At 59.6% G+C, this 12658-nt stretch carries 10 protein-coding genes; 5 read left to right on the forward strand and 5 right to left on the reverse strand.

Going from position 1 to position 12658, the window contains the following annotated elements; all coding sequences use genetic code 11:
- Nucleotide 1: 1 nt before the first annotated feature.
- Nucleotides 2–256 (reverse strand): hypothetical protein, encoded by a 255-nt coding sequence (locus AC1D1M_RS15230; RefSeq protein WP_007970091.1) that lies wholly within the window; start codon nucleotides 254–256, stop codon nucleotides 2–4.
- Between the two features lie 164 nt (nucleotides 257–420).
- Between AC1D1M_RS15230 and AC1D1M_RS15235 the strand changes: the two genes are divergently transcribed.
- Entirely contained in the window at nucleotides 421–738 is a 318-nt protein-coding gene (locus AC1D1M_RS15235; RefSeq protein ID WP_477776284.1) for an ElaB/YgaM/YqjD family protein, read from the forward strand.
- Between the two features lie 143 nt (nucleotides 739–881).
- On the opposite strand, the gene AC1D1M_RS15240 is transcribed toward AC1D1M_RS15235, so the two are convergent.
- Nucleotides 882–1922 (reverse strand): Ldh family oxidoreductase, encoded by a 1041-nt coding sequence (locus AC1D1M_RS15240; RefSeq protein WP_477776285.1) that lies wholly within the window; start codon nucleotides 1920–1922, stop codon nucleotides 882–884.
- A gap of 234 nt (nucleotides 1923–2156) precedes the next feature.
- On the opposite strand from AC1D1M_RS15240, the gene AC1D1M_RS15245 reads away from it, so the two are divergent.
- Both AC1D1M_RS15245 and AC1D1M_RS15250 read left to right on the forward strand, forming a co-directional pair.
- Nucleotides 2157–6974 (forward strand): dermonecrotic toxin domain-containing protein, encoded by a 4818-nt coding sequence (locus tag AC1D1M_RS15245; RefSeq protein ID WP_477776286.1) that lies wholly within the window; start codon nucleotides 2157–2159, stop codon nucleotides 6972–6974.
- Nucleotides 6975–7191: 217 nt separating this feature from the next.
- The gene (locus tag AC1D1M_RS15250) at nucleotides 7192–8193 is read left to right on the forward strand and encodes a FecR family protein (RefSeq protein WP_477776287.1); all 1002 of its coding nucleotides are present in this window, start codon (nucleotides 7192–7194) and stop codon (nucleotides 8191–8193) included.
- A 57-nt stretch (nucleotides 8194–8250) separates the two neighbouring features.
- Here AC1D1M_RS15250 and pvdQ read toward each other — a convergent pair whose 3' ends face one another.
- Entirely contained in the window at nucleotides 8251–10581 is a 2331-nt protein-coding gene (gene pvdQ, locus AC1D1M_RS15255; protein WP_477776288.1) for a bifunctional acylase PvdQ, read from the reverse strand.
- 249 nt (nucleotides 10582–10830) lie between these two features.
- Between pvdQ and AC1D1M_RS15260 the strand changes: the two genes are divergently transcribed.
- Nucleotides 10831–11202 (forward strand): fe2+ zn2+ uptake regulation protein, encoded by a 372-nt coding sequence (locus AC1D1M_RS15260; RefSeq protein WP_477776289.1) that lies wholly within the window; start codon nucleotides 10831–10833, stop codon nucleotides 11200–11202.
- 8 nt (nucleotides 11203–11210) lie between these two features.
- Here the strand turns inward: AC1D1M_RS15260 and AC1D1M_RS15265 are convergent, their stop codons facing one another.
- Nucleotides 11211–11399 (reverse strand): hypothetical protein, encoded by a 189-nt coding sequence (locus AC1D1M_RS15265; RefSeq protein ID WP_007983579.1) that lies wholly within the window; start codon nucleotides 11397–11399, stop codon nucleotides 11211–11213.
- A gap of 156 nt (nucleotides 11400–11555) precedes the next feature.
- On the opposite strand from AC1D1M_RS15265, the gene AC1D1M_RS15270 reads away from it, so the two are divergent.
- Nucleotides 11556–11693 (forward strand): hypothetical protein, encoded by a 138-nt coding sequence (locus tag AC1D1M_RS15270; protein ID WP_477776290.1) that lies wholly within the window; start codon nucleotides 11556–11558, stop codon nucleotides 11691–11693.
- A gap of 7 nt (nucleotides 11694–11700) precedes the next feature.
- Here the strand turns inward: AC1D1M_RS15270 and AC1D1M_RS15275 are convergent, their stop codons facing one another.
- Nucleotides 11701–12627, reverse strand: coding sequence for a LysR family transcriptional regulator (locus AC1D1M_RS15275; protein WP_477776291.1), 927 nt, complete (start codon nucleotides 12625–12627; stop codon nucleotides 11701–11703).
- Nucleotides 12628–12658: the final 31 nt, after the last annotated feature.

Raw genomic sequence — 12658 nt, forward strand, 5'->3', positions numbered from 1 at the left:
GTTACTTGTTGGCCGCCATCAGGCGATTGACTTCACTGCGCACCATGTTGGCGTATTCAGGGGGCGACATGCCGTCCAGTTCGGCGCGCACCCATTCCGCCCACTTGCCTTTGCGCTTGGCCCGTTCGCCGAACAACCGCGCGGCCTCACCCTTGGCTTTGCCCAGGTTGTTTTGCCAGAGTTCGAACAGACGGGATTTCTCGTCTTCAAGCGCAGCGCGCTCGGCGAGGGGTTTGTCGGCCAGATTGAAGCTCATGGGAATTTCCTGCTGCGTAAAATAGGCGACATCTTACACTGTAGGACGAAATGTCCTGCGCCGGTTTTTCAGCAAGATGGCCTCCCCGGGCAAAATAGCTGCAACTTTTCCGACGACGGCTGACTCCATTGTTCATTGTCCACTTACCTGCAAGGAGTACTTCAATGGCCCGTAAAACCGCCGCGCAAGCCGCCGAAGATCAAATCAAGGATCAAGCCTTCAGCGAACTTAAAACGCTGATCGAAGAGTCGGAAAAACTGCTGAAAAGCAGCGCCTCGCTGGTCGGGGAAGAAGCGGAGACACTTCGTGGACAAATCGCCCTGAAACTCCGGCAGGCAGGGGATTCGGTGAGCAGCGTGCGCGACCGGACCCTGCCCGCGGTCGAGGCCACTGAAATCTATATCGGCGGGCATCCCTGGCAAACCGTGGCCATTTCTGCCGGGTTTGGCCTGGTGGTGGGGTTGCTGCTGGGACGTCGCTAAACACGCGATCTATCAGCCATGAATCCCTCTGTGGGAGCGAGCTTGCTCGCGATGGCGGCAGTCCAGTCAACATCTGTGTTGAACAGGCTGACGTCATCGCGAGCAAGCTCGCTCCCACAGGGGGTTGCGGCGTATCTAAAGGATCAGCCCCCCGCCAGCTCCCGCAAGTTCGCCAGCGTCCGGGCATCCAGTTCAATGCCATTGGCCAGCGACTTGGCGCGCTGATGATGACGCCGGTCACCCGGCAAACGCTTCAAGCCGACACCGTGCATTTGCCGCACCAGTTCCTGGCTGCGTTCGGCAAAACTTTGCCCCGCCGCTTTGCTCGGATCGATCACGATAAGCAATTGGCCAGTCCAGGGCGTCTTGGCGCCAGGGTGGTTCTTCCAGTCGAATTCGAAGGAAAAGTTGCCGCCGGTCAGTGCCGCCGCGAGCAACTCGACCATCATCGACAACGCCGAGCCCTTGTGCCCGCCAAAAGGCAGCAACGCGCCGCCCTCAAGAATCGCTTTCGGGTCTGTGGTCGGCTGGCCGAGGCTGTCCACGCCCATCCCTGCCGGCAAGCGTTCACCCTCGCGTGCGGCAATTTGCACATCGCCATGGGCAATGGCACTGGTGGCCAGATCGAAGACAATCGGTGCGCCATCGGCCCGCGGCGCAGCGAAGGCAATCGGATTGGTGCCGAACAGCGGCCGGTCCGCACCGTGGGGCACCACGCAGGTCATGCTGTTGACCACGCTCAATGCCACAAGGCCCTCATCAGCGAAGGGTTCGACATCCGGCCACAAGGCAGCGAAATGGTGTGAGTTACGAATCGCCAGCACCGCGATGCCGGCACTTCGGGCTTTCTGCACCAGTAGTTCACGTGCCGCTGCCAGGGCCGGTTGCGCAAAACCGTTCCCGGCATCGACCCGCACAAACCCTGAAGCCACATCTTCGACCACCGGAACGGCCTGGCCATTGACCCAGCCGCTTTGCAGCGTCGAAACATAACCCGGAATCCGGAATACCCCGTGACTGTGCGCGCCGTCGCGCTCGGCACCGGCGCAGTTTTGCGCCAGCACCCGGGCAACGTCGGCCGATGTGCCGTGACGCAGAAAAATTTTCTCCAGCAAAGCGCTCAGCGCTTCGAGTGACAGGTATGACGAGACCGTATTGGACGTGTGATCGTGTGGCGCAGACATCTGAAGCTCCAGACTAATTATTGGAGGGAACAACAGCGTACAAAGACCCGCCGATTAACAACGCGCGGCGAGCGACCTGTCAACCTTTCGCTCAGGGTCAATAGCGTTTATCCCTGTCACTTATGCCCACGGCCCGTGCGTTATCTATTTACCACCGGCGTCAACACATCGGCTTTTAGTCTCGAAGCTCAATCCACAGGCGCCTTTGAGTGGCGCCTTGAACGAGACTCGACGATGCCTACACCAGTAACTCCGCTGTTTTTCCCTGAGGCGCTGACGTTGCGCGGCCTCTGGAGAGAACTTGGCAAAACCCACGGGCTGACGCAAAAGGACTTCGAATGGTTCAGCCATATCGAACTGGCCACCCAGGCACTGCGCGATGAGCAGAAGCCGCCCATGCTGGCAAAAAAAATCCTGCTGAAAATCCCGAACCTGGAACCTGTGGCACTGGCCGGCAGTTTTTTGCTGACCGCGACGCCCGATGACAATGGCGTGATTCTCTACACCCCGTACGCCGGGATAAAGAAGTTCACTGACCGTTCGGCCCTGACCGAACAGCTGGTGAAGCAACTCAAAGCGGTCGACGAAGACAACAATCTGCTGGCCTTCATGGCGTTGTCTCAACGCAAGGCCGTGGTGGACGCCGCCGACATCGAACTGGACTTTCAAACCATCGACGGTGAGGTGTTCGAAGACCAGCGCAACGCCCTCTCCAGCCATCAGCAAATCAATGACCAAGCCCTGCTCGATGAACTGAAAGCGCTGCCGTCCCTGACGTCGCTGCTCGAGGCATTGCTCAGTGAACAGCTGGCTACAGCTTTTCCCGGTCTGGACCAGAGCCAGACCCAGGTGAATTTCTATCTGGCAACGACTGACGAGAACTCAACCCGACGCTGGGTCAATTCCCTGTCACTGAGTGACGCCGTCCTCCTGCACTATCGCCATCAGCGCTGGCCGTCCGGGCAGTCCCCTGAATTTTCCCATCCGAAAAAACCCCCGGCTCACGCTGACCAGGCGCACTGGGAAGCCGCAGTCACGACAGTCTCGCGCAAGCTGGTCAGCCTGCTGATCGGGCAGCTCGAAGGTTTCTGGGCTGCGGCGAGCGCCGATGGCGCATCGCGTCGCGCATTCTTCGGCCGCGCCATCACCGATCAGGCGCGAGTGCAACTGCTGCTCAAGCGCGAAGCCGGGATCATCACTGCGGAGCAAAGCCAGGACTTGCACGCGTTGATCTCGACGGCCAGCCGGACGAACGAATCAATGACGGTCGAAACCGTGCGCCTGTGGGAGTACCAGGCCAACTATGTGGAGTTGGCCGGATCACTGATGGTCAGCGCCAGCCATGCGTTTCTCTACACGCCCACCGCAGGCCTGCAGGTACTCAAGGACTATCAGGACTTAAGCGATACCGTGCTGAGCAAGTTCAGCGCGGCCGGTCACGAGGATGAGCTCTATGGCCTGCTGAGCCTGGACGAACGCCAGCGTTTCATCGGTTTTGACCGGCCGAATGTGACCGGGGAAGTGATTTCCGGCACGATCTTCCCCAGGCTCTTCGACGCCATCATCAGCAAGCAACTGCAGAACATGGAATATGCCCTGCAGGTGTTCCGTCACAGTGACGGCAGCGTGGACATCCACGCTCTGTTCGACAAGGCGCTGGATATCCGCTCGATGATCAGCGAGCGACTGCTGACGCTGGCTACCGACGGACGCTGGAGCACGCGGCCCGTGTTGTCCGGCGATCAGCAGCCCTCCATCGTGCTGGCCGATACGGCGGCAGCTTTCGTCAAGACCTTCAGCGACATCGAAACACAGATCAACGCAGATTTCGCAGCACAACCGGTCGCTTCTCTGGCCTTGCAACGGGTCTACCTGGAAAACATGAAACCCCGCCTGGCCCATGCACTTTCCGTTGGCATCCGTGGCGAGGCCAGCCTGCGGGTGCTCGGCGCGACACTGCGGGATGCGGATCGGGCCATTGTCGAAACAGTGTTCAACCCGGATAAGGCCGACCGGCAAAACCGCCTGTCACTCAAGGGCTTCCGGCCCGATGCCTATTCATTGACCCTGGAGTGCTCCGGTCAGAAGGATGTCCTGCCCCTGGCTCATTGTCTGCTATTGACCGAGCGTGGCGGGCTCGACCCCTCGCATTCCGGCCGGACGATCCTGTGGACACCCGCCGAGGGCCTGGAAGTCTTTGACACCATCAGCCGTGCACGGCTGGAACTGAACCGCCGCCTGCTCGACCCACGACAACGCCTGGCGCTGCTGGAAAACCTCACTCCGGCCCAGCGCGTCTTTCACCAACGCTACGCATTGGGACCGCTGCGGCTGATTGAAGGCTCTGTACTGGAGCGGGTCGCGCAATCGTCCATCGAGCACTTTCTGGCCCGCTGCGAACACGTACGCACCTTCGATCTGAACGACACAAAGAAGAACAAAGCGCTGAAAGCCCTGACCCAAACGTCCTTCAACACCAACCTGCGCAGGGCCACCTCGATCTCACGGGCGATCACCCGGCAGCAGTCCCTGCCCGCCTGGCTGGGAATGGCGCCGCTGGAAGACCAGCGTCTGCACGTTGAACTGCTGGAGCAATACCGCAACAGCGTCGATGAGGACAAAGACTACTTGCACGGGATCAAATCCCTTGAGTCGTATGTGCATGAAACGTTGAAGTCGTTGCTCGGCAGCCGCTTCCCCGCAAAAAAACCTGATCCGAACGACATCGAAATCACCCCCGACCTGATCCTGGTCGGCCCCGCCCAAAGCCTCACCAGGTTCGCCTTGAACCACGTCAACATCGCGCAGGGCAGCGGATTCAAAGTCAGCTCGGCAACCCCTCAAGCCCTGCCCGAGGGACTGGACCAGAGTGCTGTGCGTCAACTGTTGCTGTCACTGAACATTGCGCAGAACTACGCCAGGCAAGTCACCGACAGCTTGTCGAATAAAGCGGCCGACGTCGAAAGCCGGATGCTGCGCTTTATCAAGCAACTGCCCTGGCAACTGCTGCAACACGCCCACGAGTTGAAACTGCAGCAACGACTGTCCGACAGCGCTTTCGATTTGCTTCGGCAAGTGCTGGACATGCCGGACGCCATCGCCCGGGCGAGCGTAGAAGGCGCGCACGCAATTGCCCGGCCACTGGAACTGATCAAGACAACCGGTGCCACCGCCGTCAAGGCGCTGGGCCTGTACCTGATGGGTCCCGGCGAAGGCAAAGCAGGCCCGCAAATCCTCTATGCCCCTTACCACCCCGGCGGTTCACCGTTCGTTGAGTTCGACAATGAGGCCAGCGTTGTCGCGGCGCTCAACACGCCGGGGCCATTGCAGGACATGCTGATTCGTCGCCTGCCGGACAGTGAGCAAACGCTGTTTCGCAACCTGTTCAAGTCCACCGTCGGCCGACCAAGCGAAATCACCCTCGCGTCCAACCCCATCGGCGGCAACCTGCTCACCCGTTTATTCCATGACAACACCCAACTGCTGGTGCAGTTGCTCGCCAGCCAGGCGCACGCTACCGGTCAGTCGGACTGGGAGGCGGTGAAACACCTGTTCGGCTCCGGCATCGAGCGCATCTCAGGCCTGCTGCCGGGCAAGCTCGCCTATGTGCAGTTTCTCTGGAAGGCCTACAAGGACGCCCTGAATTCGGCGCAAGCCTTGCAGGACCATCACTGGACGACCGCGTTGCGCGACTTTATTGCCGGGGCGGCGCAAATCGTGTCGTTGGGCCGGTTATCGCTTGAAGGATGGGCCGACACCGCCCAGGCAACCGGCGAAGCAATTGCTCAGCCGGTTACCTCCCCGGTTATCGCGCAACCCTGGTCGCAGGTCCGGTCAACAGCACCGCTGCGCACGCGGCTGCAACCGTTCGAAACCACGGTAGAGCTCAAGGACCTGACGAATAGCCGCACGGACGGCACCTACCTCGAAGCGGCCAGCAAGAAAACCTTCGCCGCCATTGCCGGCAAGGTGTACGGCGTGAACAAGATCGGGGCGGTCTGGAAAATAATCAAAGGGGAAGAAGAAGGCCCCGTGTTACAGGCGGCATCCGACAAGCAACTGGTGATCGACCCGGACACCCATACCGTCCACTTCGGCAAAGCCGTCTCGAAAATGCACAACCAGTTTGCCTATGCCCATGCCGCCCGGGAGGTGCTGAACATCGAGGCTCAGGGGATGGAAGAAATCCGCGCAAAACATCCCGAAAAAGCCCACATGATCGTGCAGGCCATCGACATGGCGCGCTTTTACGCGTTCAACAGCCTGCACAACCTGGTACAGCTGCGCAAACTCGTCCCGGGTACACGACTGGATACGTTCCTGAAAAGGTTCTTTGGTGTTGGCCAGGTCGACAAAGGGCTGATCGACAAAATCAAACAGGCCATCGTTCCCATTTGCAATGCGCTGGTCGATCCTGATGAAGACTGGATGAACTCGCAACGCTTTATCGTGGGTTCAAACCGGGACCCGAAGGACAACCTCGTCGCGTTTGTCCTGGACAAGGATCAACAGCGCAATGTGCACTTCACCGAAAGATTCTTCGATCAACAACTCGACTGGTACAAATCCTGTCTGTCACAGCCCTTCAATGTCGACGGCCATAGCCAGGCCGCCACGCTGATACACGAATTCGCCCATTTGTTTTCCGCGGCCGTGGACATTGCATACCTTGAGGCCAGGCGGCCGTTCAGCGATCTGATATCGCCGATCACCGCCTATGGCACAGCCATGAAACAAGATCAGCTGGACTTTCAGCGAGTAGCCTTGTCGATGGAAACGCCCAAGGAAAAATTGTTCGCACACTGGAACAGTGGGCTGCAAACGTGGATCAGCCTGGATTCGATACCGGGTTCTTATCACGTCGGTAAGACCATCCTGCGGCTGACGGGGAGCAAGACCATGGATAAGGCACGGGAAGCTTTTTTAAACGTGCAGGATTCGAAGTTCCGAATCGACGTCATTTTGCACAATGCCGACTCGATCGCCTTTTTGATCTGCGAAATGGGCCGTCAACTGGACCCGGTACCGGTCACTGCGACCTCTGAAACCTGATCCCGACGTAATAACGCGCAGATCCCCGGATCTGCGCGCCACAATGGTGCTTGTTTTGATCTTTTTTTCACGCGTCCCTATGGATACTGCTACCCAAACAGCAGGTGCTCCAGAGCCGAGGCGCTGAAAAAGAATCACACATTGATGGTTAAATGCCATGACTGATGTTCTCGCAGACTGCCCCCAAGGTTAGAATGCACGAAATCAGGATGAGCCAATGACTGAACACACGCTCTCGGAAGCCGAATACGACGCCATCACCGATGCCGCTGCGCATTGGTGCATGCGTCTGCACGCCAATGACTGCACCGCGCAAGAGCGCCTGGCGTTCGAGCAATGGCGCGATGCGCATCCGCTCCATGCCTTCGAGTACGAAGCGATGCTGGAGATCTGGGATGTCGCCGGCGACTTGCCGCGTCCCGAGCCCGTCGTGCCGCTGGTTCGCCCCCAACCCGAACACCCGTGGCGCCGCTTGGCTATCGCAGCGGCGGTGTGTGCCCTGGCACTGCCTTTGGCCGGATATGGCGGCTGGCACCTGGGCTGGGTACCGAACGCGTACCAGCATTTCGAAGCGTCCGACAATGTTCGAACGGTCACCCTGGACGACGGCAGCCAGGTGGAACTGAACCTGGGCAGTGAGCTGACGTACAGCAACTACAAGGATCAACGGCAAGTCTCGCTGAAAAAAGGCGAAGCCTTCTTCAGTGTCAGCCATGACACCCGCCACCCGTTTGTGGTCAAGGCCGCTGAAGGCCGAATTCGCGTGACCGGCACACAATTCAACGTCTGGATGTATGAAGACCAGGTCAAGGTCAATCTGGTCGAAGGTTCAGTGCTGGTCAGCAGCAACGCCAACCTGACTGGCGACGGTTTGCGTCTCGGCCCGTCGATGCAGGCCAGTTATCGCCATGGCGACTCCATCCCCCACATCAGCCAGACCTATGACAATGACAGTTCACTGGCCTGGCGCCAGGGCAAGCTGGTGCTCGACGATCTGGCACTGAGCGATGCACTGCCCTTGATCAATCGCTACCTGGACAAACCGTTGATGGTCGCTGACAACAGCACCGGCTCGATCCATATCGGCGGCATCTACAACATCAAAGAGATCAACGGCCTGGTGAAGTCCTTGCCGCGGGTCCTGCCGGTGTACTTGACCAGCAATCAGAACGGCAATCTGGTGGTCAACGCGATTCCGCAAAAGCCCCCGAAAAGCTGAAAAGGCCGCCACCCTTGCGGGGTGCGGCCTTCAGCGATCATGCAGAACTCCACGACCTTACTGCGCAGTCACCTTTGCATCCTGTTGACGAATCGTCTGCACCTGATAGTTCGGATCGGACAAGATCTGTTGCTCGGTAAAGGGCAACACGCTCCATTGCTTCTTCGAAAAGGCCAGCGTCTGATCCCGTGAAAACTTCGAGGCCGGGTCGCTGGACAACGAGAACGCCAGCAGCCCTTTGGCCTGCGGTCCGTTTTCGTCAAAAGTCACCACTTGCAGGTAACTCGTGCCACTGACCACTTCGCGCTTGCCATCGCTGCGCGGCACGCTCTGGATGGCGTTGTAGACCCCCAGCGTACCCGGCCCGCCGTGGATCGGCGTCTGTTGTCCGCCGCTGCTGGCCACCTGGATATCACCCCAACGGCTGTCGGGTTTCAGTCCTGAAGCGTTGACTTGCTCAACCGAGGCCTGCATCGCTGCCCGTAGCGCCTTCGCCACTTCCGGGTGATCGACCGCCAAACCGCGCGGGGTATGTTGCGGATCCTGCGGATCGAATGCCACACGCCATACGTCCGGCACTGGCTCCAACGCCTCCATGACATTCTGGAAGTGTACAAAGCCCAGACCGCTGCTGAGGTTGGCCTTGCGGTCCCAGGCCTTGAGGCTGGCGCACAGTGGCGTGAGCGCTTTTGCATCGGCACCGAGATCCGCCGCGCAGAATTGCAGCAGGTCCGGCATCACTTGATTCGCCTGATAAACCTGATCGTCCATGACCATCCGTTGCAAGTCCGCCGCCCCGATTTTTCCGGCCGTCGTCAGCGTACTCAAACGGTCCAGGGCAAAGCGTGAACGCAGCCCCAACGGCTGATTGTCCTGACTGATCAAGGGCGAATAGCCGGTCAGCGGTTGCGCCGGGTTGGCCATCCAGGCCGAATCGTTGGCGTGCTGGACGAAATCCGTGCGCAGCAGTTGCGGCAACTTGTCCGACGCATAAATGCCCGGTTGTGGCGCCAGTGGGTCGATGTCCCAGGCACAGGCGCTGTTGGATCCGTCAAGGATGATCATCTGCAGACCGATCCGCGGATCGCTGCACTGCGCCAGCTTGTCGGCACTGACGTTGGGCACCACCGAGAGGTTCATGTACAGCGTCTGCCCCTGATCGTCCGCCGCCAGCGTGTTGACCCACGGAATGCCCTGGATCTTGTGCACCGAAGCCTGGAAATCCTTGAGGTTTTCAGCGCGGTTCATCGCGTACCACTGCTGCAGGACGCGGTCGTTATCCAGATTGGCGTCGCGCAGGCTGAAGGCGTACTGATGATCCCAATCGAGTTTTCCCGGCCATTGCACCACCGGACCGAACTTCGAGCTGTAGACCACCCGGGAAATCCCCTGGACCTGCCCGTCCGCCTGCCTGACGTTGACGGTCACGGTCTGTTTGTCCATTGGCAAGGACTGCCCGTCGAGCAGGTAACGGGTCGAATCCTTGGGATCCAGTTGCAGGCGGTACAGCGTGAAATGTTTGGACGAATCCACGGTGTGGGTCCAGGCCAGATGTTGATTGAAACCGATGTTGATCACCGGCAGGCCGGGCAACGCCGCACCCATCACGTCCAGTTTGCCGGGAATGGTCAGGTGCATCTGATAAAAACGCATGCCGCCGACCCACGGAAAGTGCGGGTTGGCCAGCAACATGCCACGTCCGTTGAAAGAACGCTCGCTGCCGACCGCGACGGCGTTGCTGCCCCGGTCCAGGGCAAAACGCTGCATCCGCGTGGCGGCCACCTGGAACTCTGCCGGTGCGTTCGACGCCCGGGCCACAGCTTGGGGTGGCGCGGCACCGGCCAGGGCTTCGGCAAACTGGCCAACGCCACCTTCGACCAACAGGCGCCGGGTCAGCTTGACCAGGTCCATTGCCGTGATGTCGCGCACCCAATCGCCCTGGCACTGCTGCGGCAAACCCTGGGCGCGACGTTCGCTCAAGGAGCGGTTGTACCCCGCCACATAGCCTTCAACCAGCTCACGCACTTGCGCAGTCTGGGCCTGCCAGAAACCGGCGACGGCTTGCGGGGTGTTCAGCCAGGTGAAGAACACATCGCTGACCAGGTTCTCCTGATCCGGCCCGAAATACCGCGAACGTTCGCCGCTGACCGTAGTGATCTCGTTGGCCAATAGGCACAGGTTGTCCTGGGCGTAGGCATAGCCGATGCCATAGCCGAGCCCGCGCTCGTTGTCGGCGCGGATGTGCGGTACGCCGAAACTGGTTCGGCGGATGTCGGCACTCGTTTGCGCAGGCGAACCGCTCGCGCTCGCCGCAAGGCTCAGCCCCAGGCTCAACCCCAGAGTCATACCCGCCAGGCTCAACCTGGTTAACTGGCTGGAAATAGTCACGCTCGCTCCTGATCGAAAAAACGATGGCCACGGCTGCGCATGACTGCGCGCGCTGTGCCTCCCTGTAGGGACGAAGCTCACATCAAAAATTTAGGGTTTTATCGCGCATCGGCAGGTGGGCTGACAGGTTGATCACACAGCGGCGACAAAATTTCTACATTTGAGCCTTCATGATTTGCGCTGCTCATACGTCTAGTCCTGTAAGAGCGCCCAATTTTTCCTGATCAGGCTCTGAAAAGGAGTTTTGCAATGTACAACTCGCAACTGCCAACGGATGGTAGCAACGCGCCAAAGGGTACTTCCATGGGAGTCGGTGTATTCGAGCCGCGTACCGATCGCCACGGCAACGAGCGGATCAGAGTCCTGCTCAAAAGCTATGGCCTGCGAACCAGCCTGATCCGCCTGAAAGTCATCGATGCCCTGCTGACAGCCGCCGAAAACGACCGCAGCCTGGGCGTGCGTGGCGTGCACAGCCAATTGCTGGACCTGGACATTCCGTTGTCGTTTCTCAGCGTGCGTGAAGTGCTAAAGCGCTTGTGCAGCGAAGGCGTGATAGTCCTCAACCCCGACAAAAGCTACAGCCTGCATCCCCAGGCTGCTGCCATCTTGCGCAACCAATGATCGAATGATCAGGGCTTGACCTTGCGGCGCATCACGCCATTGACGACCACCACGATCACCGCCACGCCGATGGCGATGTACTGGAACATTTTTTCGCTGATGACGCCGGTGTTCTGCAACCAGGAAAGGCCAAACATGATCCCCAGCACCACCAGGGAGATCAGAATCGAGTATTTCAAACGTTGCGACTGAGTCATTGCGGGTTCCTGAATCTGAAAATGTATCCGGTTTGTATCAATGCGCATACCAAGCGCTTACCCGGTTTCGGGGATAAGCCGCTACATGCGGGGTCTCATGTTACAGCCGATGAAGAGTTTTAGCTTCATTGCGGCGATAACCATGAGGACTTTCACATGTTGCGTCGAATCACATTGCTGATTCCCCTGCTGGCCATCCTGACCCTGAGCGGTTGCATTGTTTTCCCCCACGGGGGCTGGCACCACAATCACTACTACGACCATGGCGGACCGGGTTACTACCAACATCGTTAATAGCGGTTCAACGTCCTGAATCCTTCCGGTAAAAGTCATTGCCGGGCTGGGCACACAGCTCCACCAGCCAATCGACAAACACACGCACCCGCCGAGACAACTGGCGGTGCGGCGGATAAAGCGCCGTCATCGGCATGCCCGGTGGCGGCACTTCCCTCAGCACCTCACACAAGCGCCCCTCCTCCAGTTGCCGCGCCACGTGATAGTACGGCGTCTGCACCAGGCCATATCCGGCCTCGCACGCTGCCAGATAGCCATCGGCACTGTTGACCGCCACCTGCTTGGGCAGGTCGACCGACTGCACCTGGCCATCGACAACAAACTCCAGCCCATAGCGTTTTCCGCTGCTGCTGGAGAAGTACTCGACCATCCGGTGCTCGCGCAGGTCATCCAGCGTATGGGGCGTTCCGTGCCGCCGCAGATAGTCGGGGCTGGCACAGGTCACCTGATCCATCATCACCAGCGGCCGCGCCACCAGCGAATCGTCCAGCGGCGAGCCTCCGCGCAAGACACAGTCGACACCTTCGCGGATCAGGTCCACCGGCCGGTCATTCAAGCCGATTTCCAGCTCGATCAACGGATAGCGGGCGGTGAATTGCGGCAGCGCCGGAATCACCACCAGGCGCCCCACCCCCGCCGGCATGTCCACGCGCAACAGCCCCTTGGGATTGTGGCGTGCAGCGCTGAACACCGCTTCGGTCTCTTCCAGATCCGCCAGCAGACGCACGCAACGCGGGTAATAGGCCGCACCGTCGAGCGTCAGACTGATCTGCCGTGTGGTGCGTTGCAGCAGTTGCACCCCCAGATGTGCCTCCAGTTGCTTGATCAGGGTGGTCACCGAGGCCCGGGGCAATTGCAGGCTGTCGGCGGCCCTGGCAAAGCCACCGAGCTCGACGATTCGGGTAAAGACGCGCATGGCGTTGAAACGGTCCATTGCTGGCTCCACCGGCTGATTATTTGGATTT

The organism is Pseudomonas sp. P1_F7 (assembly GCF_056405655.1).